This window comes from Pseudomonas sp. HC1(2025), from assembly GCF_058742075.1.
The window spans coordinates 5,092,325-5,115,116 of sequence record NZ_CP196017.1 but is presented as its reverse complement, the minus strand read 5'-3'; the positions used below and the strand labels follow the sequence as shown (position 1 = coordinate 5,115,116).

Annotated in this window: 22 protein-coding genes; 15 read left to right on the top strand and 7 right to left on the bottom strand. The window is 62.0% G+C overall.

Translation table 11 applies throughout. The annotated features are described in order from the left end of the window. Nucleotides 1-66: 66 nt before the first annotated feature. From ACSSVH_RS22925 to ACSSVH_RS22865, 13 genes are all read left to right on the top strand, one after another. Nucleotides 67-1,332, top strand: coding sequence for a glutamate-5-semialdehyde dehydrogenase (locus ACSSVH_RS22925; RefSeq protein WP_170041672.1), 1,266 nt, complete (start codon nucleotides 67-69; stop codon nucleotides 1,330-1,332). Further along, nucleotides 1,332-1,976 (top strand): nicotinate-nucleotide adenylyltransferase, encoded by a 645-nt coding sequence (gene nadD, locus ACSSVH_RS22920; protein ID WP_169866005.1) that lies wholly within the window; start codon nucleotides 1,332-1,334, stop codon nucleotides 1,974-1,976. Before ACSSVH_RS22925 ends, nadD begins: the two co-directional genes overlap by 1 nt. A gap of 70 nt (nucleotides 1,977-2,046) precedes the next feature. After that, on the top strand, nucleotides 2,047-2,541 hold the full coding sequence (gene rsfS, locus ACSSVH_RS22915) for a ribosome silencing factor (protein ID WP_032861691.1): 495 nt from the start codon (nucleotides 2,047-2,049) through the stop codon (nucleotides 2,539-2,541). A 9-nt stretch (nucleotides 2,542-2,550) separates the two neighbouring features. Then, nucleotides 2,551-3,018 carry a 23S rRNA (pseudouridine(1915)-N(3))-methyltransferase RlmH gene (gene rlmH, locus ACSSVH_RS22910; protein WP_029292262.1) on the top strand — a complete coding sequence of 156 codons (468 nt, stop codon included), beginning with the start codon at nucleotides 2,551-2,553 and terminating at the stop codon, nucleotides 3,016-3,018. Between the two features lie 15 nt (nucleotides 3,019-3,033). Next, nucleotides 3,034-4,929 (top strand): penicillin-binding protein 2, encoded by a 1,896-nt coding sequence (mrdA, locus tag ACSSVH_RS22905; protein ID WP_169951222.1) that lies wholly within the window; start codon nucleotides 3,034-3,036, stop codon nucleotides 4,927-4,929. A 31-nt stretch (nucleotides 4,930-4,960) separates the two neighbouring features. Continuing rightward, on the top strand, nucleotides 4,961-6,064 hold the full coding sequence (gene rodA / locus ACSSVH_RS22900; protein WP_169951409.1) for a rod shape-determining protein RodA: 1,104 nt from the start codon (nucleotides 4,961-4,963) through the stop codon (nucleotides 6,062-6,064). Nucleotides 6,065-6,081: 17 nt separating this feature from the next. Continuing rightward, nucleotides 6,082-7,092, top strand: a complete 1,011-nt coding sequence (mltB, locus tag ACSSVH_RS22895) for a lytic murein transglycosylase B (RefSeq protein ID WP_169951220.1) — start codon at nucleotides 6,082-6,084, stop codon at nucleotides 7,090-7,092. Continuing rightward, nucleotides 7,092-8,087: a septal ring lytic transglycosylase RlpA family protein gene (locus tag ACSSVH_RS22890; RefSeq protein WP_099168342.1), complete on the top strand. Its 996-nt coding sequence runs from the start codon at nucleotides 7,092-7,094 to the stop codon at nucleotides 8,085-8,087. Before mltB ends, ACSSVH_RS22890 begins: the two co-directional genes overlap by 1 nt. Nucleotides 8,088-8,270: 183 nt before the next feature. Then, entirely contained in the window at nucleotides 8,271-9,428 is a 1,158-nt protein-coding gene (locus tag ACSSVH_RS22885; protein WP_029292257.1) for a D-alanyl-D-alanine carboxypeptidase family protein, read from the top strand. A gap of 85 nt (nucleotides 9,429-9,513) precedes the next feature. Continuing rightward, nucleotides 9,514-9,789 carry a DUF493 domain-containing protein gene (locus ACSSVH_RS22880; protein WP_029292256.1) on the top strand — a complete coding sequence of 92 codons (276 nt, stop codon included), beginning with the start codon at nucleotides 9,514-9,516 and terminating at the stop codon, nucleotides 9,787-9,789. Beyond that, entirely contained in the window at nucleotides 9,789-10,436 is a 648-nt protein-coding gene (lipB, locus tag ACSSVH_RS22875; protein WP_169951215.1) for a lipoyl(octanoyl) transferase LipB, read from the top strand. Before ACSSVH_RS22880 ends, lipB begins: the two co-directional genes overlap by 1 nt. Nucleotides 10,437-10,461: 25 nt before the next feature. After that, the gene (gene lipA / locus ACSSVH_RS22870; protein ID WP_162237654.1) at nucleotides 10,462-11,463 is read left to right on the top strand and encodes a lipoyl synthase; all 1,002 of its coding nucleotides are present in this window, start codon (nucleotides 10,462-10,464) and stop codon (nucleotides 11,461-11,463) included. 168 nt (nucleotides 11,464-11,631) lie between these two features. Further along, entirely contained in the window at nucleotides 11,632-12,564 is a 933-nt protein-coding gene (locus tag ACSSVH_RS22865) for a S66 peptidase family protein (protein ID WP_492633778.1), read from the top strand. 95 nt (nucleotides 12,565-12,659) lie between these two features. Here ACSSVH_RS22865 and ACSSVH_RS22860 read toward each other — a convergent pair whose 3' ends face one another. The 5 genes from ACSSVH_RS22860 to leuS form a co-directional block, all read right to left on the bottom strand. After that, a complete protein-coding gene (locus ACSSVH_RS22860) occupies nucleotides 12,660-13,985 on the bottom strand; it encodes a lytic murein transglycosylase (protein WP_492633777.1) in 1,326 nt (441 codons plus the stop codon). A gap of 61 nt (nucleotides 13,986-14,046) precedes the next feature. Continuing rightward, nucleotides 14,047-14,211, bottom strand: coding sequence for an alternative ribosome rescue factor ArfA (gene arfA / locus ACSSVH_RS22855; protein ID WP_492633776.1), 165 nt, complete (start codon nucleotides 14,209-14,211; stop codon nucleotides 14,047-14,049). Between the two features lie 235 nt (nucleotides 14,212-14,446). Next, on the bottom strand, nucleotides 14,447-15,484 hold the full coding sequence (holA, locus tag ACSSVH_RS22850) for a DNA polymerase III subunit delta (protein WP_492633775.1): 1,038 nt from the start codon (nucleotides 15,482-15,484) through the stop codon (nucleotides 14,447-14,449). 39 nt (nucleotides 15,485-15,523) lie between these two features. After that, a complete protein-coding gene (locus tag ACSSVH_RS22845; protein WP_057960695.1) occupies nucleotides 15,524-16,129 on the bottom strand; it encodes an LPS-assembly lipoprotein LptE in 606 nt (201 codons plus the stop codon). 90 nt (nucleotides 16,130-16,219) lie between these two features. Continuing rightward, nucleotides 16,220-18,826, bottom strand: a complete 2,607-nt coding sequence (gene leuS, locus ACSSVH_RS22840) for a leucine--tRNA ligase (protein WP_492633774.1) — start codon at nucleotides 18,824-18,826, stop codon at nucleotides 16,220-16,222. A 262-nt stretch (nucleotides 18,827-19,088) separates the two neighbouring features. On the opposite strand from leuS, the gene ACSSVH_RS22835 reads away from it, so the two are divergent. After that, nucleotides 19,089-19,406, top strand: a complete 318-nt coding sequence (locus ACSSVH_RS22835) for a hypothetical protein (RefSeq protein WP_169951196.1) — start codon at nucleotides 19,089-19,091, stop codon at nucleotides 19,404-19,406. A gap of 84 nt (nucleotides 19,407-19,490) precedes the next feature. Further along, nucleotides 19,491-20,252 (top strand): YdcF family protein, encoded by a 762-nt coding sequence (locus ACSSVH_RS22830; RefSeq protein ID WP_169951193.1) that lies wholly within the window; start codon nucleotides 19,491-19,493, stop codon nucleotides 20,250-20,252. A gap of 134 nt (nucleotides 20,253-20,386) precedes the next feature. On the opposite strand, the gene lnt is transcribed toward ACSSVH_RS22830, so the two are convergent. Next, complete coding sequence (gene lnt / locus ACSSVH_RS22825) at nucleotides 20,387-21,910, bottom strand: apolipoprotein N-acyltransferase (RefSeq protein ID WP_492633773.1); 1,524 nt, start codon at nucleotides 21,908-21,910, stop codon at nucleotides 20,387-20,389. An 8-nt stretch (nucleotides 21,911-21,918) separates the two neighbouring features. Continuing rightward, on the bottom strand, nucleotides 21,919-22,758 hold the full coding sequence (locus ACSSVH_RS22820) for a CorC family transporter (protein ID WP_169951188.1): 840 nt from the start codon (nucleotides 22,756-22,758) through the stop codon (nucleotides 21,919-21,921). Nucleotides 22,759-22,792: the final 34 nt, after the last annotated feature.

Here is a 22,792-nt window from a genome sequence, read left to right as displayed (position 1 = left end):
CTGTCCGTAGGACGGCGCGACAGCTATAATCTGCCGCTTTCCTCTTTGCCAAGACCCCACCAGACCATGACTGAGTCCGTTCTTGACTACATGACCCGCCTGGGTCGCGCTGCCCGTCAGGCCTCGCGGTTGATCGCCCGTGCGAGCACCGCGCAGAAGAACCGTGCGCTGCTGGCCGCCGCCGACGCTCTGGATGCCGCGCGCTCCGAGCTGACCGCCGCCAACGAGGTGGACCTGGCCAACGGCCGGGCCAATGGTCTGGAGCCAGCATTGCTGGATCGCCTGGCGCTGACGCCGGCACGTATCGACGACATGATCGAAGGCCTGCGCCAGGTAGCCAAGCTGCCTGACCCCATCGGTGAAATCCGCGATATGCGCTACCTGCCCTCAGGTATCCAGGTCGGCAAGATGCGCGTGCCCCTGGGCGTGATCGGCATCATCTATGAGTCGCGTCCCAACGTGACCATCGACGCCGCGAGCCTGTGCCTGAAGTCCGGCAACGCCACCATCCTGCGTGGCGGCTCCGAAGCTATCCATTCCAACCGCGCCATCGCCGCCTGCATCCAGCAAGGCCTGGCCGTGGCCGAGTTGCCGGCTGAAGTGGTGCAAGTGGTGGAAACCACCGACCGCGCCGCCGTCGGGGCGCTGATCACCATGCCGGAATATGTCGACGTGATCGTGCCGCGCGGCGGCAAGAGCCTGATCGAACGTGTCAGCCGTGATGCCAAGGTGCCAGTTATCAAGCACCTGGATGGCGTCTGCCATGTATTTATCGACGTGGCGGCCGATCTCGACAAGGCGATCCGCATTGCCGATAACGCCAAGACCCACCGCTACGCGCCGTGCAACACCATGGAAACCCTGTTGGTCCACGCCGGCATTGCCGAGCGCGTGTTGCCGCCGCTGGCTGCAATCTACCGTGACAAGGGCGTGGAACTGCGTGGTTGCGAGCGTACCCGGGCATTGCTGGGCAGCGACGTGATCGAAGCCACCGAGCAGGACTGGTACACCGAATACACGGCGCCGATCCTGTCGATTCGTATCGTCGATGACCTGGACCAGGCCATCGAGCACATCAATACCTACGGCTCCAAGCATACCGACGCCATTGTTTCCGAGCATTTCAGCGATGCCCGGCGTTTTCTCACCGAAGTGGACTCCGCTTCGGTGATGATCAACGCCTCGACGCGTTTTGCCGACGGCTTCGAGTACGGCCTGGGGGCGGAGATCGGGATTTCCACTGATAAGCTGCATGCCCGTGGCCCGGTTGGCCTGGAAGGCCTGACGAGTGAGAAGTACGTGGTCTTTGGCGACGGTCATGTGCGCACTTGATGGGTAAACGCATCGGGCTGCTCGGCGGTACCTTCGACCCCGTGCACATCGGCCATCTGCGCAGTGCCCTGGAAGTGGCGGATACCCTCGGGCTGCAAGAGCTGCGGCTGATCCCCAATGCCCGGCCGCCGCACCGGGACACGCCACAGGTCAGCGCGCAGGAGCGCCTGGCGATGGTGCAGTGCGCGGTGGCCGGGATTGCCCCGCTGGTGGTGGACGACCGCGAGCTCAAGCGCGATAAACCGTCCTACACTATCGACACCCTGGAACAGACGCGGGCCGAGTTGGCCGCCGACGACCAGTTGTTTCTGCTTTTGGGCTGGGACGCATTTTGCGCACTGCCCACTTGGCATCGCTGGGAAGAGTTGCTCCAGCATTGCCACATCCTGGTTTTGCAACGCCCGGATGCCGACAGCGAACCGCCGGATGCCTTGCGCAACCTGCTGGCAGCGCGGTCGGTAAGTGACCCACAGGCCCTGACCGGGCCGAGCGGGAATATTGCATTCGTCTGGCAGACCCCGCTTGCGGTGTCCGCCACCCAGATCCGCCAACTGCTGGCCAGCGGTAAGTCGGTACGTTTCCTGGTGCCTGACGCGGTCCTGGCCTACATCGATGCGCACGGGCTTTACCGTGCGTCGAACTGAAAAGGCGCGCTTGAAGGCACGAATAGTCGTGTATTGAAGCGCCCGAACTAATGAGCAAAACGAGTTTTATATGACGAACAAAGACGTAAGCAAAGTTAAGCGCAAAGGCACGTTCAAGAGCGCACCGTTGCCGGTAGAAGCCCTGCTGGTCCCGGCTCCTGAAGGTGAAGCGCTGGTAGCGCTGGCTGTAGCCGCCCTGGAAGACGTGAAGGCCCAGGATATCCAGGTCCTGGACGTGCGCGACAAGCAAAGCATCACCGACTTCATGATCATCGCCACCGGTACCTCCAACCGCCAGATCGGCGCGATGCTGGACAAGGTGCGCGAAGCCGTCAAAGCCCAGGGCGTCAAGCCACTGGGTGAAGAAGGCAAGGGCGACAGCGACTGGGTGCTGGCTGACCTGGACACCGTGATCGTCCACATGATGACCAGCAACGCTCGCCAGTTCTACGACCTGGAGCGCCTGTGGAAAGGCGCCGAGCAGAGCCGTGCCGCCGATGGCAAGCACCACAGCCCTGAAGTCGGTCACGCGCACTTCGACAAGCTCAACAAAGACCAGGAATAAGGAACGGCTGTGCGCCTGCGTCTGATTGCTGTCGGTTCACGCATGCCCAAGTGGGTGGAAGAAGGCTGGCATGAATATGCCAAGCGTCTGCCATCCGAATTGGCGCTGGAGCTGGTGGAAATACCCCTCAACACCCGGGGCAAGAACGCCGATGTGGCGCGCTTTATCCGTCAGGAAGGCGAGGCGATGCTGGCCAAGGTCGGTGCCAACGAGCGCATCGTCACCCTTGAGGTGCACGGCAAACCCTGGAGCACCGAGCAGTTGGCGGTGGAACTGGATCGCTGGCGCCTGGATTCGCGCACGGTCAACTTCATGGTCGGCGGCCCCGAGGGGCTGGCGCCGGAAGTCTGCGCGCGGGCCGATCAGCGCTGGTCGCTGTCGCCCCTGACGTTGCCCCATCCGCTGGTGCGGATTCTGATTGGTGAACAGCTGTATCGCGCCTGGACAGTCCTGTCCGGGCACCCTTACCACAAATAGTCTGCGCCCTGCCTGATGACCCAGCCGATCCGCATCAAGGACCACGAGAAAGACGCACGTCTTGTACGCGCGCGCGTGATCTTTGGCGCGATCGCGGTGGTGGCGTTGATGTGTGTGTTGATCGCCCGCCTGTATTACCTGCAGGTGATCCAGTACGAGTATCACTCCACGTTGTCGGAAAACAACCGGGTGCATGTGCAGCCGATTCCGCCGACCCGTGGCCTGATTTTCGACCGCAATGGCGTGGTGATCGCCGATAACCGGCCCAGTTTCAGCCTGAGCATGACTCGCGAGCGTTCCGGTGACTGGCAGCAGGTCCTCGATGTGATTGTCGAGGTGCTGCAACTGACGCCGGAAGACCGGGTGATCTTCGAGAAACGCATGAAGCAGGGGCGGCGCCCGTTTGAACCGGTGCCGATCCTGTTTGAGCTGACCGAAGAGCAGATCGCCAGGATCGCGGTGAACCAGTTCCGTCTGCCGGGGGTGGAAGTGGTGGCGCAGTTGGTGCGCCATTACCCGCAAGGGGCGCACTTTGCCCACTCGGTCGGTTATATGGGGCGGATCAACGAAAAAGAGCTGAAAACCCTCGATCCGGTCAATTACAGCGGCACCCACCATATCGGCAAGACCGGCATCGAGCGTTTCTACGAGCCGGAACTGCACGGCCAAGTGGGTTACGAGGAGGTCGAGACCAACGCCCGTGGCCGTGTGCTGCGGGTGCTCAAGCGCACCGACCCGATTCCCGGCAAAGACATTGTCCTGAGCCTGGATATCAAGCTGCAGGAGGCCGCGGAAATGGCCCTCGGTGGCCGTCGTGGCGCGGTGGTGGCGCTGGATCCGAACACCGGCGAGGTGCTGGCGATGGTCAGCCAGCCGAGTTTCGACCCCAACCTGTTTGTCACCGGGATCAGCTTCAAGGCCTATGCCGAGCTGCGCGATTCCATCGACCGGCCGTTGTTCAACCGGGTGCTGCGCGGCCTGTATCCGCCAGGCTCGACCATCAAGCCGGCGGTGGCGATTGCCGGCCTGGATGCGGGGGTTGTCACTGCTTCCAGCCGGGTTTTCGACCCGGGTTACTACATGTTGCCCAACTACGATCACAAGTACCGTAACTGGAACCGCACCGGTGACGGCTATGTGGACCTGGATACGGCGATCATGCGATCCAACGACACCTACTTCTATGACCTGGCCCACAAGCTGGGGATCGATCGTTTATCGACCTACATGGGCAAGTTCGGCCTCGGTCAGAAAGTGTCCCTGGACATGTTTGAAGAATCCCCTGGCTTGATGCCTTCCCGCGAGTGGAAGCGTGCTACCCGGCGCCAGGCCTGGTTCCCGGGGGAAACCCTGATCCTGGGGATCGGCCAGGGCTATATGCAGGCCACGCCCTTGCAGCTGGCCCAGGCTACGGCGCTGGTCGCCAGCAAGGGCAAGTGGATCCGCCCGCACCTGGCCAAGACTATCGAGGGTGAGAAACCGGTGGATGAAAACCCGATCCCGGACATCGTCCTGCGTGATTCTTCCGACTGGACCAAGGTCAACCATGGTATGCAGCAAGTGATGCACGGCGCGCGCGGTACTGCGCGCAAGGCCGCTGCTGGCGCGCAATACCGGATCGCCGGCAAGAGCGGTACCGCCCAGGTAGTGGCGATCAAGCAGGGCGAGAAATACGACCGCTCCAAGGTTCAGGAACGCCATCGCGACCACGCCTTGTTTGTCGGTTTTGCCCCGGCCGACAACCCGAAAATCACCGTGGCGGTGATGGTCGAGAACGGCGAGTCCGGTTCCGGCGTGGCCGCCCCGGTGGTGCGCCAGATCATGGATGCCTGGTTGCTGGACCAGGACGGCAAGCTCAGGCCTGAGTTTGCCAACCCTTCAAGCGCGGAGGCTACGGCCCGTGAAGAGTAATTTCGACCGCATTCTCTCCAGTGAGGATGTGATGCGTCGCCGCGCCACCTTGTTGCAGCGCATGCACATTGATGGCCCGTTGCTGATCCTGCTGCTGACCCTGGCGGCCGGCAGCCTGTTCGTACTGTATTCGGCCAGTGGCAAGAACTGGGACCTGCTGATCAAGCAAGCGTCGTCGTTCGGCCTGGGCCTGTTGTCGATGGTGGTCATTGCCCAGCTGGAGCCGCGTTTCATGGCGCGCTGGGTGCCGCTGGGATACGTCGCAGGCGTGCTGCTGCTGGTGGTGGTGGACGTCATGGGGCATAACGCCATGGGCGCCACCCGCTGGATCAATATCCCGGGGGTGATTCGCTTCCAGCCCTCGGAATTCATGAAGATCCTGATGCCGGCGACCATCGCCTGGTACCTGGCCAAGCGCACCTTGCCGCCCCAGCTCAAGCACGTAGGCATCAGCCTGATCCTGATCGGCATTCCGTTCATCCTGATCGTGCGCCAGCCCGACCTCGGCACCGGCCTGCTGATTCTCGCCGGCGGTGCGTTCGTGCTGTTCATGGGCGGCCTGCGCTGGCGCTGGATCATCAGCGTGCTGGTGGCAGCCGTGCCGGTGGCTGTCGCCATGTGGTTCTTCTTCATGCACGATTATCAGAAGCAGCGGGTCTTGACCTTCCTCGATCCCGAGAGCGATCCGTTGGGCACCGGTTGGAACATCATCCAGTCCAAGGCGGCCATCGGTTCCGGCGGCGTGTTTGGCAAGGGCTGGTTGCTGGGCACCCAGTCGCACCTGGACTTCCTGCCGGAAAGCCACACCGACTTTATCATCGCGGTGATGGGTGAGGAGTTCGGCCTGGTGGGCATTTGCGCACTGCTGCTGATCTACTTGCTGTTGATCGGGCGTGGCCTGGTGATTACCGCGCAAGCGCAGACGTTGTTCGGCAAATTGCTCGCCGGTGCGCTGACAATGACTTTTTTTGTTTACGTTTTCGTCAACATCGGTATGGTCAGTGGCCTGCTGCCGGTGGTTGGGGTGCCGTTGCCGTTCATTAGCTACGGCGGAACTTCGCTGGTGACATTACTGTCAGCGTTTGGGGTTTTGATGTCGATCCATACCCATCGCAAGTGGATCGCACAGGTTTGAATAAGGTGAAGATGTCAATGCAAGCAATGCGCGGCTGGGCTGCTCGATATGCGTCCTGCCTGGGCTTGTTGGGCGCCTTTGGCGCTGCACAGCCAGCCCTGGCCGGCGATTACGACGGCTCGCCCCAGGTCGCCGAATTTGTCGGTGAGATGACGCGTGACTATGGTTTCGCCGGCGAACAACTGATGGGCGTGTTCCGTGAGGCGCAGCGCAAGCAGGCGATACTCGACGCCATTTCCCGCCCCGCCGAACGCGTCAAGCAGTGGAAGGACTATCGCCCGATGTTCCTCACCGACGCCCGCGTGGCGCGGGGTGTGGATTTCTGGCGGCAGCACGAGGCCGTGCTGGCCCGTGCCGAGCAGGAATATGGCGTGCCGGCCCAGGTGATCGTCTCGATCATCGGCGTTGAAACCTTTTACGGGCGCAATACCGGCAGTTACCGGGTGATCGACGCCTTGTCGACCCTGGGCTTCGATTATCCGCCCCGCGCCGAATTCTTCCGCAAGGAGCTGCGTGAGTTCCTGCTGCTGGCCCGTGAAGAGCAGGTCGACCCGCTGACCCTCAAAGGCTCCTACGCCGGGGCCATGGGCCTGCCGCAGTTCATGCCCAGCAGCTTTCGCGCCTACGCCGTGGATTTTGACGGTGATGGCCATATCAACATCTGGAGCAACCCCGATGATGCCATCGGCAGCGTTGCCAGCTACTTCAAGCGTCATGGCTGGGTGGCTGGCGAGCCGGTGGTGATCCGCGCCGATGTCACGGGCGATCGCGCCGATGAAGGCCTGACCCAGGGCATCGAGCCGGTGAAAACCGTCGGGGAGTTGCGGGCGCTGGGCTGGTCAAGTCATGATGCGCTGCGCGATGATATGCCGGTTACTGCCTTCCGCCTGGAAGGTGCAGACGGCCCGGAATACTGGATGGGCCTGAAGAATTTTTACGCAATCACGCGTTATAACCGCAGTGTGATGTACGCCATGGCCGTGCATCAGCTGTCAGACATGCTGGTTCAAGCACGGGGCGTCAAGTAATGCGGGTATCGCCGATCAATAAACCGCTCAAGCTGGTGGCGCTGGCCGCATTGTCCTTGCTGGTTGTCAGTTGCTCCACCAGCCGCGCGCCGGCGCAGAAGGCCAGTGGCCCGGTAGTCCGCGCGCAGCCGGGGCTGGATATCAACCGGGCCCACAAGGACGGCGCGCCGTGGTGGGACGTCGATGTCTCGCGCATCCCGGATGCCACGCCGACCCTGCATACCGGCAACTATAAAGCCAACCCCTACACGGTGCTGGGCAAGACCTACTTCCCGCTGCAAGAGTCCAAGAACTACGTGCAGTCGGGCACCGCATCCTGGTACGGCACCAAGTTCCACGGCCAGAACACCGCCAACGGCGAAGTGTATGACCTGTATGGCATGAGCGCGGCGCACAAGACCCTGCCGCTGCCGGCCTACGTACGGGTGACCAACCTGGACAACAACCGCGTGGTGATCCTGCGGGTCAACGACCGCGGGCCGTTCTACTCCGACCGAATTATCGACTTGTCCTACGCTGCCGCGAAAAAACTCGGCTATGCCGAAACCGGCACGGCGCGGGTCAAGGTCGAAGGCATCGATCCGGCCCAGTACTGGGCCCAGCGCGGCAAGCCAGCGCCATTGATGCTCAACGAACCACAAAGCGCACAACCGCAGATCACCGCTTCGGCGGGCAAGGTCGAGCAGTGGACGCCGCCGCCCCAGCAGCACGCCGCGCCAGTCGTGGCCGTGCCACAGGCGGCGCCGGGCAGTGCCGCGGGCGGGCAGTACCTGCAAGTCGGCGCTTTCGCCAACCCGGATGCGGCAGAACTGTTAAGGTCCAAGCTCAGCGGGATGGTCAGCGCGCCAGTGTTTATCAGCTCCATCGTGCGTAACCAGCAGACCCTGCACCGGGTACGCCTGGGCCCCATCGGCTCGGCGGGCGAGATTGCCCAGGTGCAGAACAGCGTGCGACTGGCCAACCTGGGTCAGCCCAGCGTGGTCAGCGCCGAATAAGCAGTAGCGGATCTGGGGTGCTGGCGCGTTTGCGTGCCGGGGCCCTGGTTGCAGGCTCGTCGAATAATAAAAACCCGAAGGCAAGGGTTGAGCTGGCAACTGAATACGCGACAGCCTGGCAACGGGCTGTCTGAATAGTTTTGCCCGCGAGGGCAAGTTTCCATAAGCAATTTCGAGAGACGGATGAACATCACCACCTTAGCCAAACGCCTGTGCCTGCTTGTCCCGCTGATCATCGCGCCCGCTGCCTGGGCCGTCGAAATGATGCCAGCGCCACCGCAACTGGCTGCCAAGTCCTACGTGCTCATGGATGCCGCAAGCGGCAACGTGCTGGTCGAAAACAACGGTGACCAGCGCCTGCCGCCGGCCAGCCTGACCAAGCTGATGACCGCCTACATCGCGACCCTGGAAATCCGTCGCGGCCAGATCGGTGAAAACGATCCGGTGACCGTCAGCGAAAACGCCTGGCGTACCGGCGGTTCGCGGATGTTCATCAAGGTCGGCTCCCAGGTGACTGTCAGCGACCTGCTGCACGGCATCATCATCCAGTCCGGTAACGACGCCAGCGTCGCCCTGGCCGAGCATATTGCCGGCAGCGAAGATGCATTCGCCGACATGATGAACAAAACCGTGACTGACCTGGGCATGACCAACAGCCACTTCATGAACCCGACCGGCCTGCCAAACCCAGACCACTACTCGTCGGCCCATGACATGGCGATCCTGGCCCGCGCGATCATTCGTGTCGACCCGGTGCACTACGCCATCTACTCCCAGAAAGAATTCTTCTGGAACAACATCAAGCAGCCTAACCGCAACCTGTTGCTGTGGCGCGACAAGACCGTCGATGGCCTGAAAACCGGCCACACCGACGAGGCCGGCTACTGCATGGTGTCTTCGGCTGTGCGTGATGGCCAACGCTTGATCGCCGTGGTGTTCGGCACCAACAGCGAGCAGGCCCGTGCGGCTGAAACCCAGAAGCTGCTGACCTACGGTTTCCGCTTCTTCGAAACCCAGACCTTCTACCAGAAGGGCGCTGAGCTGGCCCAGGCTCCTGTGTGGAAAGGCACCGAGCGTCAAGTCAAGGCCGGCCTGGCTGACGACCTGACCTTGACCATGCCTAAAGGCCAGCTGAAGAAACTGGCTGCCAGCATGACCATGAACCCACAACTGACCGCGCCAATCGCCAAGGGCGATGTGATCGGTAAAGTCGAAGTGAAGCTGGACGACAAAGTCGTACACAGCGCCGATCTGATCGCACTCGACGCCGTTGAGGAAGGTGGTATCTTCCGCCGCGTGTGGGATAGCATCCGTCTATTCTTCTACGGCTTGTTCAACTGATTGTGTGCACCCGCAAAGCCCTGCGTTGATCCGACGCGGGGCTTTGCTCGTCGCCACGGCTTACCGCTTACGAGGCCGTTACGCCATGACCGATAAAGAAGTAAAGGCGCCAAAGATCGAATTCCCGGTGACGGACTATCCCGTCAAGGTGATCAGCGATACCGGTGTGGGCAACAAAGACAAGATCCTCGAGATCATGCGTAAACACGCAACGATCAACGACAACCGTGTGGATGAGCGCTTGAGCACCAACGGTAAGTACACCACGATCCAGTTGCACATCGTTGCGACCGGTCAAGACCAGCTTTACGACATCAACAGCGAACTGCGAGCCACCGGTTTCGTACATATGGTGTTGTGATGTCACAGGTCCTGGGCTTTCGCGAGCTCGGCCAGATGGCGTACGAGCCTGTCTGGCACGCCATGCAGCGCTTTACCAATGAGCGCGGCAGCTCGGCTCCCGACGAAATCTGGCTGGTGGAGCACCCGCCGGTATTCACCCAGGGCCAGGCTGGCAAGGCCGAGCATCTACTACTTCCGGGTGATATTGCGGTGGTGCAGGTCGACCGGGGTGGTCAAGTGACTTACCATGGGCCCGGACAACTGGTGGCTTACTTGCTGCTGGATGTGCGCAAGCTGGGTTATGGCGTGCGTGAGCTGGTCAGTCGCATGGAGAACTGCCTGATCGAGCTGCTGGCCAGTTACGGTGTGACTGCCGCGGCCAAGCCCGATGCTCCAGGTGTGTATGTCAACGGCGCGAAAATCGCCTCCCTGGGCCTGCGTATTCGTCATGGCTGTTCCTTTCATGGCCTGGCCCTGAACGTGGACATGGACCTGGCGCCGTTTCTCCGGATCAATCCCTGTGGTTACGCCGGTTTGGCCATGACCCAGTTGAGCGATCACGCAACACCCATAGAATTTGCCGAGGTAAGTGCCCGGCTGCGCGCGCAGCTCGTCAAACACCTCGACTATGCTGAGCAGACGACCCTGACGGGCGGAATCGACTGATATGACTACTGATGTTGTGCAAACCATGATCCCGACGCTGGACATTACCGACCGTCCGGCCCCGGCTCCGCGTGCCAAGGTGGAAGCCGGCGTCAAGCTGCGCGGCGCCGAGAAGGTTGCACGCATCCCGGTGAAGATCATTCCGACCACCGAACTGCCGAAAAAGCCCGACTGGATTCGCGTGCGCATCCCGGTCTCGCCGGAAGTCGACCGTATCAAGGCGCTGCTGCGCAAACACAAACTGCACAGCGTGTGCGAAGAAGCCTCCTGCCCGAACCTGGGCGAGTGCTTCTCTGGCGGCACCGCGACCTTCATGATCATGGGTGACATCTGCACCCGTCGCTGCCCGTTCTGCGACGTTGGCCATGGCCGGCCCAAGCCACTGGACGTCAACGAGCCAGAAAGCCTGGCCATCGCCATTGCCGACCTGAAACTCAAGTATGTGGTGATCACCTCGGTAGACCGCGATGACCTGCGCGACGGCGGTGCCCAGCACTTTGCTGACTGCATCCGTGAAATCCGCAAATTGTCGCCGAATGTGATGCTCGAGACCCTGGTCCCGGACTACCGTGGCCGCATGGACGTCGCCCTGGAAATCACCGCCGCCGAGCCGCCAGATGTGTTCAACCACAACCTGGAAACCGTGCCACGCCTGTACAAGGCCGCGCGCCCGGGTTCGGACTACCAGTGGTCGCTGACCCTGCTGCAGAAATTCAAGCAGATGATGCCGCACATCCCCACCAAGTCCGGCCTGATGCTGGGCCTGGGCGAAACCGACGAAGAAGTCATCGAAGTCATGAAGCGCATGCGCGAACACGACATCGACATGCTGACCCTCGGTCAGTACCTGCAACCGTCGCGCAGCCACTTGCCGGTGCAGCGTTTCGTGCACCCGGACACCTTTGCCTGGTTTGCCGAAGAAGGTTACAAGATGGGCTTCAAGAACGTCGCCTCGGGCCCGCTGGTGCGTTCGTCGTACCACGCCGACGAGCAGGCCAAGCTGGTCAAGGCTAGCCTGGTTTCCTGAGCCTTGGCGCCCATCTGTCTGGATGGGTGTGTATGGAGCTGGCTTGTGTGGGAGCGGGCTTGCCCGCGATAGCATCGCCTCGGTGCAACTGATACACCGAGGCGTCTGCATCGCGGGCAAGCCCGCTCCCACAGTTCGTTGCGCTGTACAGAATAGGGAGAACCAAGGATGACTGACCCGCTTGCCACCGCCGTACCCGCCCTGCGCGCCGAAGGCGTGATCGGCCTCATCGCTCCCGCCGGTCCCGCCGCGCTGGATGTTGAAAAGGCCGGGCAATGGATGCGCGCCCGTGGCTACGAGCTGCGGATCTTCTCGGGGGTGTATGAGCGCGATGGCTACCTGGCCGGCAGCGATAAAGTCCGCCTGCGTGACCTGCATGCGGCCTTTGCCGACCCCGAGATCGACGCCATCTTCTGCCTGCGCGGCGGCTACGGCACCCCACGCTTGCTCGACAGCGTGGATTTCGCGCTGCTGGCGGCCAATCCCAAGCCCTTCGTCGGCTACAGCGATATCACCGCGCTGCACTTGGCGATCAGTCGCTACGCCGGCTTCGTGACTTTCCACGGCCCGATGCTGAATGCCGACCTGCTCGGTGACAAGCAACAACCCACCGAATCATCACTGTTCAGCCTGCTGCGTGGGCGGCTGGGCGCTGGCAGTGTGCTGGCGCACCCAGTGGCGTACCCGTTGACCACCGTTGAGCCTGGCATCGCCTGTGGGCGCCTGTTGGGGGGCAACCTGTCGATGATCGCGGCCGTGATGGGCACGCCCTTTGAGCTTGATGCCGACGGCATCATTCTGTTTATCGAGGACGTCAACGAGCCGATCTACCGCATCGACCGCCTGCTGACGCACTTGCGCCTGGCGGGCAAGCTGGCGCAGGTGCGCGGTGTGCTGGTGGGGGATGTGGCGGGGGTGGATAGTGTGGCGCTGGAGCGGTTGTTGAAGCAGACCTTCCAACCGTTCTGTGTTCCGGTCCTGTCCGGCTGGCGCAGCGGCCATTGCGACCCGAACCTGACCTTGCCGATGGGTGCGGTGGTGCGCCTGGATGCGGGGGAACAGCGGCTGGTGCTGGAGCAGGATGTGGTGTCTCGGCTCTGAGTGTTTTGCCGCCTGTCAGTACGCTATCGCGAGCAAGCTGGCTCCCACAGGGAATTGCATTCCAAATGTGGGAGCGGCAGTCGCCCTGCACCGATCTAGCGGCTACGCAACGACTCCAACAACTTCACTGTCGGATACCCATCCGCCGGCCAGCCCAACGACTGCTGCGCCGCCCGAATCGCCTTGCGCGTATTGGCGCCGATAATCCCGTCCGGGTTGCCAGCCTCATAGCCCTTGGCACTCAACACCGTCTGCAATTCGATACGCTGGGAGCGGGTCAGCGGCAGTTCGTCCGTTGGCCAATCCCCGCGAATCACCCCACCACCGCCAAAGCGCTCGGACAACAGGCCGACCGCCAGGGCGTAGGACGACGAGTTGTTGTACTTGAGGATTGCGCGGAAGTTGTCCAGCACCAGGAACGCCGGGCCACGATGGCCGGCCGGCAGCAGCAGGGCGGCCGATAGCGTTTCTACGTTGGGTGGCACGCTGGCCCCGACCGGCACCTGCAGCCCGAGTTTCATCCACTCGCCGACCGGCTTGCGCACTGCACCATCCGCCAGGGCATAGTCGAAGTTCACCGGCAATTGCCGCACCTCAAAGCCCCACGGTTGGCCTTTCTGCCAGCCCGAGCTTTGCAGGTAGTGCGCGGTGGAGGCGAGGGCGTCGGCCGAGCTGTTCCAGATGTCGCGGCGACCGTCGCCATCGAAGTCCACCGCGTGGGTGTTGTAGGTGGTCGGTATGAATTGGGTCTGGCCCATGGCGCCGGCCCAGGAACCGCGCATCTGTTCGGCCGGGATATCACCGTGCTGGATGATTTGCAGCGCAGCCAGCAACTGCGCCTGGGCGAATGCCGGGCGGCGGCCTTCGTAGGCCAGGGTCGCCAGGGAGCGGATCACCGAGTTATTGCCCTGGAACGAACCGAAGTTGCTTTCCATGCCCCACACCGAGACCAGTACCTGGCGATCGACACCGTAGCGCTGCTCGATGCTTTGCAGGATATCGGCGTGCTTGATCAGCAGGGCCTGGCCGTTGCGCACACGCAGCGGCGACAGGGCGCCGTTGAGGTATTCCCATACCGGGCGGGAAAACTCCGGTTGGCTGCGGTCGGCACGGATGACCGCCATGTCAGGGGTGACGTTGGCGAAGGCCGTGTCGAATACTGCAGGGGTGATACCGGCTTTCAGCGCTTCGACGCGAAAACCTGCCTGCCATTGGGCAAAGGTCTGGGTCGGCTGGATATCGAGATTGCTCACGGCCAGGGGCGCAACTACGGCGGGTGCGGCAACCGGTGCGGTCTGGAGCGTGGGCAGGGGCTGAGCGTCGGCGGCGGTGGGTTTTTCGGCGCAGGCGACTAACAGGATCAGGCTGGAGGCAGCAATCAATTGGCGAAGGTGCCAACGACGGGAAAGACTAGAGGGCATGCACAGGTCCAGGAAATACGAATCAGGTGCAGACCTTATCATGCCAGAGGGGCGCTTGCCTTCAGGAAGCCAGAAAGTAAGAAGCCTCCCAGCTATTAGACTGGAAGGCTTCGCGGCGGTAGCTGCCTTTGCCTTTGCCGGCGGGTTCCTGGCGACTGCGGAACAACGGCTGGGCGATGATGGATTTGGCCTTGTTGGGGCCATGCTTGGATGGCTTTTTGCTCATGATCGGGACTCTCCGATGGGGTGGGTGATGCGGTGCGAATCATCTGCCGAAGTTTGGCTGCTGTCCAGCCCGGCGCGATGTAGGAAATATCAAAGACCTGAATACGGCGACGATCAAACCTGTAGGAGCTGGCTTGCCAGCGATGCAAGCACCTCGGTATGTCAGTCACACCGTGGTGATGCCATCGCTGGCAAGCCAGCTCCTACATTGGATTTGTGGTGTTTGGGCGAGCGTGCTATTCGGCTGGCAGTGCCAGGCGCTGGCCGGACATCAGCAGCGACAAACGGCTCAAGCTCATCCACGGCGACCCAGCCGCCTGGCCCTTGATCTGCGCATCGATGCGCTGGGCTTCGAGCAACAGTTGCGCCCAGCGTTGCGCCGAGTGCCGTTGCAGGGCCTTGCTCATCAGGGGCTTGCGCTTGTCCCATACCGGCGGGCGGGCTTGGCTGAAAGCCTTGTCCAGCGGCGTACCCTGGCTGTATTGCAGGGCGATATTGGCCAGCAAGCGCAACTCCCGCGCCAGGGCCCAGAGAATCACCGGCGGCTCGACCCCTTCACCGCGCAGCCCTTCGAGCATGCGCAAGGCATGGGCCGCGTCGCCATTGAGGATCGCATCCACCAGCCCGAACACGTCAAAACGCGCGCTGTCGGCCACCGCGCCTTGCACTGTCTCGACGGTGATCTGGCCACCTTCGGCCATCAGCTTGAGCTTTTCGATTTCCTGGGCGGCGGCCAGCAAGTTGCCTTCAACCCGGGCGGCGATCAACTCGATCGCGTCCTGGCTGGCAGACAACCCGGCTTGGGACAGGCGTTGGCGAATCCATTGTGGCAACTGATTGCTGTCGACTGGCCAGATCTGGATGAACTGGGTTTGCGCCCCTTCCACCAGGGCCTTACCCCATTTGGTCTTCTGCGCACTGCCATCGAGCTTGGGCAGGCTGATCAGCAACAGCGTGTCCTCGGCGGGGCGGGCGCAATACTCCATCAGGGCCGCCGCGCCTTTGTCGCCGGGCTTGCCCGAGGGCAGGCGCAGCTCCAGCAGGCGTTTTTCGGCAAACAGCGACATGCTCGCCCCGGCCTGGAGCAGGGTGCCCCAGTCGAAGCTGGCATCGGCGCTGAACACCTGGCGTTCATCAAAGCCTTGCTGGCGCGCAGCCTGGCGGATGGTGTCGGCAGCTTCCTGGCACAACAGCGGATCATCGCCACTGACGATGTACACAGGCGCGAGGTTGCCTTGCAGGTGTTTGGCGAGTTGGGCGGGGGCGAGTTTCATAGGCTGGATGGACGGGGCGCATGACGCGCCCCGCCTGGTTTACTCGGCAGGGACTTCAACAGGCGATTGCTTGGGAATGCTGTTTTCGTAGTCCTGCGCGGCTTTCAGCGCCTCGGCATCTGCCTTGGCCTTGGCGTCGGCAGTCTGTTGCAAAGCGTCGAGCTGGGCCGGGCTGATCATTTGCAGGCGCAGGACCATACGCTGGACCAGGTCACGGCGCATTTCATTGCGCACCTGATTGACCTCAGTGTCGGAACCCACCAGGTTGTTGCCGTCATGCGTCACGACTTTCTGCACTTGCAGCTTGTCGCTGATCAGCGGCAATTGGTCGTGGCCCTGGATCTGGAACATGAGCACGCTGCTCAACTCGATATCCGAAGACCGGCCGGCACTGGCGTAGCTGAGGTTACGCTGGGTCTCTTTCTCGTCGATCAGTACCAGCTTGTAAGCCGCACCGTTATAGACTTTGACGCCGCTGTTTTCCAGGGTTTGGCGCAGCTGGGTCACGGTTTCGCCATAGGCGTTGCGCGCGCTGACATCCAGTTCCTTGATCGCCAGTTCCGTGGTGCCAGTGCCGCGCAGCTGGAAGCCGCAAGCGCTCAGCAGTACGGCAAGGCCCATAACCAGCAGGTTGCGTTTGATCATTTTGTTGCTCCCCTTGAAACCATGTGGGCCTTATCGAGGCCCTGGAGGTTTTGTTCGGCGCCGGGGCTCTTGCCCTGGCGCCCGATCCGATTAGCTAGCGACGATATTGACCAGTTTGCCGGGCACCACGATCACTTTGCGGATCGTCAGGCCTTCGGTGAAGCGCAGCACGTTCTCGTTGCTACGCGCGGCAGCTTCGACTTCTTCGCGGCTGGCGCTGGCAGGCATGTCGATCTGGCCGCGCAGCTTGCCGTTGACCTGAATCACCAGTTGCAGCGTGTCCTGTACCAGGGCGCTGTCATCCGCGACCGGCCATGCAGCGTCGATCACCGCGCCGCTGTGGCCCAACTGGCTCCACAGGTCGTGGCTGATGTGCGGGGTGATCGGCGCCAGCAGCAGGACGACTGCTTCCAGGCCTTCCTGCACCAGTGCGCGGTCTTGTTCGGTAGCCTGTGGCGCTTTTTCCAGCACGTTCATCAGCGTCATGACCTGGGCGATGGCGGTGTTGAACTTGTGGTGCTGGCCCACGTCCTGGCTGGCTTGCTTGATGGCCAGGTGGGTGCTGCGGCGAATGAGCTTCTGCTCGTCGCTCAACGACGCCACGTCCAGCTTGCCCGGCAAGCCCTGGCTGATATGGGCATGCGCCAGGCGCCAGACGCGCTTGAGGAAACGGTGCGAACCTTCGACACCGGAGTCCGACCATTCGGCGCTCATGTCAGGCGGCGAGGCGAACATCATGAACAGGCGGCAGGTGTCGGCGCCGAACTGGTCGATCATCGACTGTGGGTCGACGCCGTTGTTCTTCGACTTGGCCATCTTCTCGGTGCCGCCGATTTCCACCGGCAGGCCGTCGGATTTCAACTTGGCACTGATCACCTTGGCCTTGCTGTCACGCTCAAGCTCCACGTCCGCCGGGTTGAACCAGGTGTAGGCGCCATTGGCTTCGCGGCGATAGTAAGTCTCGGCGATCACCATGCCCTGGGTCAGCAGGTTCTTGAACGGCTCGTCGGAGCTGACCAGGCCTTCGTCACGCATCAGCTTGTGGAAGAAGCGTGCGTACAGCAGGTGCAGGATCGCGTGTTCGATGCCACCAATATACTGGTCCACCGGCAACCAGTGGTCGGCCGCGGATTTTTCCACCAGGCCGCCTTCATAGTGCGGCGAGGCGTAGCGGGCGTAGTACCACGAGGACTCGACGAAGGTGTCCATGGTGTCGGTTTCACGCTTGGCAGGCTGGCCGCATTTCGGGCAACTGCACTCGTAGAACTCGGGCATGCGCGCCAATGGCGAACCGGCGCCGTCCGGCACCACGTCTTCGGGCAGCACCACCGGCAATTGGTCTTCCGGTACCGGTACGTCGCCACAGCTTTCGCAGTGGATGATCGGGATCGGGCAGCCCCAGTAGCGCTGGCGGCTGATGCCCCAGTCGCGCAGGCGGAACTGGGTGCGCGAGGCACCGAGGTTTTTCTTGATCAGGGCGACTTCCATGGCGTCGAAGGCGCCTGCGAAGTCCAGGCCGTCGAACTCGCCGGAGTTGATCAGGGTGCCGTGTTCGTTATAAGCGTCCTGCCACGGGGCCGGGTTGGTTTCACCGGAGCTGGTGCGCACCACGGACTTGATCGGCAGGTTGTACTTGGTGGCGAATTCGAAATCGCGCTCGTCGTGGGCGGGCACTGCCATTACTGCGCCATCGCCGTAGTGCATCAGCACATAGTTGGCGACCCATACCGGCAGTTTTTCGCCGGTCAGTGGGTGCTCGACAAACAGCGAGGTCGGCAGGCCCTTTTTCTCCTGGGTGGCGACGTCGGCTTCGGCCACGCTGCCGCCTTTGCATTCGGCGATAAAGGCCTGCAACTCAGGGTTGTTTTTTGCGGCCAGGGTGGCCAGCGGGTGTTCGGCGGCCACGGCGACGTAGGTCGCGCCCATCAGGGTGTCTGGACGGGTGGTGAAGACTTTCAGTGCGCCAGCAACGCCTATGGAATCCACGTTGTACGGGAACTGCACTTCCATGCCCTTGGACTTGCCGATCCAGTTGCGCTGCATGGTCTTGACCTGTTCAGGCCAGCCCGGCAGGTCGTCGAGGCTCGACAAGAGCTCATCGGCATAGGCGGTGATCTTGAAGTAGTACATCGGGATTTCGCGCTTCTCGATCAGCGCGCCGGAACGCCAGCCGCGACCGTCGATCACCTGCTCGTTGGCCAAGACGGTCTGGTCGACCGGATCCCAGTTCACGGTGCCGCTTTTTTTGTAGATCACGCCTTTTTCGAACAGGCGAGTGAACAGCCATTGTTCCCAGCGGTAGTAGTCCGGCTTGCAGGTGGTCACTTCGCGCGACCAGTCCACGGCCAGGCCCAGGCTGCGCAGCTGGGTCTTCATGTAGGCGATGTTTTCGTAGGTCCACTTGGCGGGCGCCACGTTGTTTTTCATCGCGGCGTTTTCCGCAGGCATGCCGAAGGCGTCCCAACCCATAGGTTGCAGGACGTTTTTGCCGAGCATGCGCTGGTAGCGGGAAATCACGTCGCCGATGGTGTAGTTACGCACGTGCCCCATGTGTAGTTTGCCGCTGGGGTAAGGGAACATCGATAGGCAGTAGTAAGTCTCCTTGCCTGGCTGTTCACTGACTTCAAAGGACTTTTGCTCATCCCAGAAAGTTTGGGCGGCATTTTCTATTTCACGGGGCTGATATTGTTCGTGCATGGCTACTTTTGAACTGAATAGGGGTGGCCTAATCCTCTTCGGTGCATTGTCCGGGTTGATCGACACCAAAAAGCGGCGCGTCCGTGCCCAAACCCTGCGGGAAGTGGAGTTACAGGAAGCGCCGTAGCATACATGACCCCACTCTATCGAGGGAAACCCTGATTGCGCAGCGCAGGCCGTTGGTCGCGGCGCGCGGTTGGTTGCGTCAGCGCAGCTACGCTGTTTATTGGGGAGTGAGACTTATCTTTAATGAGGTGAGGGGATGGTTGATTCGCAGCGAATGAGAACGAAACCGGAAGTGTATGAAGGACTGATCGACCGCTTGGGTCGAGCACTGGACGCAGCAAGAACCGCGGGCCGATTGCGTGACGAACGGCCCGATGAGCTGGAACTGCGAGGCTTGAGCCCTGCAGAGTTTGAAGTGATCAAGGCCTACCTGGACTTGAACGCGCGCCCAATCCCGCAATGGGTGGCTCCTGTGCCAGCTAGGGAGGCGGTGCGATCGTCCAAGGTGGTATGGCTCAAGGACTTGTCGGCCGGCCGCGGCCCGGAAAAGCTGCGGTCTGTACGATTCAAGTAACCTGCTCAGCGTTATCCGCCGCTGGTAAAGATTGTCGCTAAACCCCGTTACACCTTAGGCTTCGGGCATCTTTGGAGATGCTCGATGCCTATTCGTTATTTCATCAAACAATTATTGCTGCCGCCCGGCATTCTCTTGCTGCTGCTGGCCCTTGCCTGGTGGTTTCGCCGCACTCGCCCACGCTTGGCTGGCGTGTGCTTTGCCCTGGGGTTTGGCGGGATGTGGCTGATCAGCCTGCCGGTGATGGTGGAGTGGGGCGCGCGTGCCCTGGAAACCGAGCCGCCATTGGCCCTGGACGACTGGGCCAGCCTGGCACAACGGGCCGATGCCATTGTGGTGCTGGGCTCGGGCCGCGAGCGCGGTGACCCGGCCTGGGGCGCTGATCAGCCGACAGGTGTGGGCCTGGAGCGTCAGCGCTACGCTGCGCGATTGGCCAAGGCCTCGGGCTTGCCGGTGCTGACCACCGGCGGCCTGCACTATGGCACGCCGCCCAGCGAGGCAGAGTTGATGGCGGTGTCGATGCAGCAAGACTTTGGTGTGGCCGTACGCTGGAAGGAAGAGCGCAGCCGCACCACCTGGGAAAATGCGCAGATGAGCGCCGAGATCCTGTTGCCCCAGGGCGTCAAGCGCGTGGTAGTCGTGACCCAGGCCTGGCATATGCCGCGCTCAGTGTGGAGCTTCGAGAAGGCCGGCTTTACCGTGGTGCCGGCGCCGGTCGGCTTCCTGGGAGTGGACAATGCCCGGCCGCTGGGCGGCTGGATGCCGGAGTTCAAGTCGATCTGGCAGAGCGGGCAGTTAATCAATGAGGCGGTGGGGCAGGTAGGTTACCGCCTGTTCTATCGTTGATGGCGCAAATCAAAATGTGGGGCTTGTGTGGGAGCGGGCTTGCCCGCGATGGAGGTGGGTCGGTCACTGAAAATGCTGACTGATATACCGCCATCGCGGGCAAGCCCGCTCCCACATTGGGGCTTGGGTGTCTGTTAGACGGTCTTGGCCATGCGCCCGGCCAGCAGCGCCCAGCCAAACAGCCCCAGGCACAGGATGATCAGCGGCCACGAACGCCATTGCAGGTATGGCGTCAGGTTGTGCATCGGCACCACTTCCCCATAGAGGATGCCGCGTTCGAACTGCGGGATCTGCTCGGTGATCTGCCCGAATGGGTTGATCAGGCCGGTCACGCCGTTGTTGGTCGCGCGAATCATCCAGCGGCCGGCTTCCAGGGCGCGCATCTGGGCCATTTGCAGGTGTTGCAAGGGGCCGATGGAGGTGCCGAACCAGGTGTCATTGCTGATGGTCAGCAACAAGTCGCTGCGGGCGGCGAGGCCGGCGGCAAACTCCGGGTAGACCACTTCGTAGCAGATATATGGCGCGATCTGATAACCCTTGGCTTGCAGCATGGCCTGGTCCTCAGGCCCGCGGGCAAAGTCCGACATCGGCAGGTCGAAGAACGCAATCAGGCCGCGCAGCACATCCTGCAGCGGCACGTACTCGCCAAAGGGCACCAGTTTCTGCTTCAAATAGGTGCCATCACCCTGGCCAACCACGGTGATGCCATTGAAATAGCGCTTTTCGTGGCGTACTTCCTGGCGGATCGGCACGCCGGTGATCATCGCCGCATCCCGGTCGGCGGCGAACTTGCCCATCATTGCCAGGTAGCCCTCGACGGACTCCTTGAGCACCGGCACGGCGGTTTCCGGCCAGATCAGCAGGTCCACGCGCTTGGAGGCAAAACTCATGTCGCGGTACAGCGCCAGTTGCTCATTGAGCTGCGCCGGGTCCCACTTCATGCTCTGCTCGACATTGCCCTGGATCGCCGCGACGGTCAGCGGTTCACCGGCAGGGCTGGTCCAGGCGTGGTGCTTGAGCGCCACGCCAATCGCCCAGGGCGCAACCAGCAGCACCAGGCCCGTGGCGATGAACGCGTTGCGCCTGGCCGCCAGCAAACGCGGCAGGTTGACGATCAGCGCCGCGCTCAAGGCCAGGGCAAACGAAATCAGCCACACCCCGCCCAGCGGCGCGAGCCCGGCCAGCGGGCCGTCGAGCTGGCTATAACCGGAGTACAGCCAGGGAAAGCCGGTGAGGAACCAGCCGCGAAATGCTTCCTGGCCCACCCACAGCGCGGCAAACGCCAGGGCATCGGCCAGCGGCGCTTCGTTACGGCGCAGCCAGCGGGCCCAGAGCCAGGCAGGCAGGGCAAAGAACAGGGCGATCGCGGCGGTAAAGGCGAGCATCAACAGCCCGGCCAGCAACACCGAAGCGCCACCAAAGTGGTGGATGCTGTAATAAATCCAGCTGGTGCCCGCGCCAAACAGGCCAAAACCGAAGCACCAGCCACGCCCGAAGGCCTGGCGTGGTGTCAGTTGGCGCATTCCGGCATAGAACACCCCGACCGCCACCAGTGCCAGCGGCCAGATATCGAACGGCGCCAGCGCCAGGGTGGTGATAGCACCGGCCACCACGGCCAGCAGGTTACCGGGCCAGCCGGGTGCGGTGAGACGGCGCATATCAGTCCTTAGCGGGCAATAGGTGTCAGGCGGATCAGGTGGATGCGACGGCTATCGGCATTGAGGATGCGGAAGCGATAGGCGCCGATCTCGGTGGTTTCGTTACGCTTGGGCAGATGGCCAAACGCACTCATCACCAGGCCGCCGACGGTGTCGAATTCATCGTCGGAGAATCCGCTGTCGAAGAACTCGTTGAAGTTCTCGATCGGCGTCAGTGCCTTGACCAGGAAATCACCGCTGGGCAGCGGCTTGATGTAGCTGTCTTCTTCAACATCGTGTTCGTCTTCGATATCGCCGACGATCTGTTCCAGCACGTCTTCGATGGTCACCAGGCCCGCGACGCCGCCGTATTCGTCAATGACGATGGCCATGTGATTGTGGTTGGCGCGAAACTCGCGCAGCAGCACATTCAGGCGTTTGGATTCAGGCACGAAGGTCGCAGGACGCAGCAGGTCCTTGATGTTGAAGCTGTCGCCGTTCTCCTTGAGGATCAACGGCAGCAGGTCCTTGGCCAGCAGGACACCCATGACGTCGTCATGGCTTTCGCCGATCACCGGGTAGCGCGAGTGCGCCGAGTCGATCACGGCCGGGAGGAATTCCCGTGGGGTCTGGGTCGCCTTGATGCTGATCATCTGCGAACGCGGGACCATGATGTCCCTAACTTGCAGGTCAGCTACCTGGATGGCGCCTTCGACGATGGCCAGCGCTTCGCTGTCCAGCAACTTGTTCTGATGGGCCTCGCGCAGCAGCTCCAGCAGCTCCTGGCGGTTTTTCGGCTCGTGGGCAAAAGCCTGGGTCAGTTTACCCAGCCATGACTTTTGCCCGTTGCTCGATCGGTCTTCGCTCATAGCGATTACTCTAAATCCTTGATTGTTTCAGTTG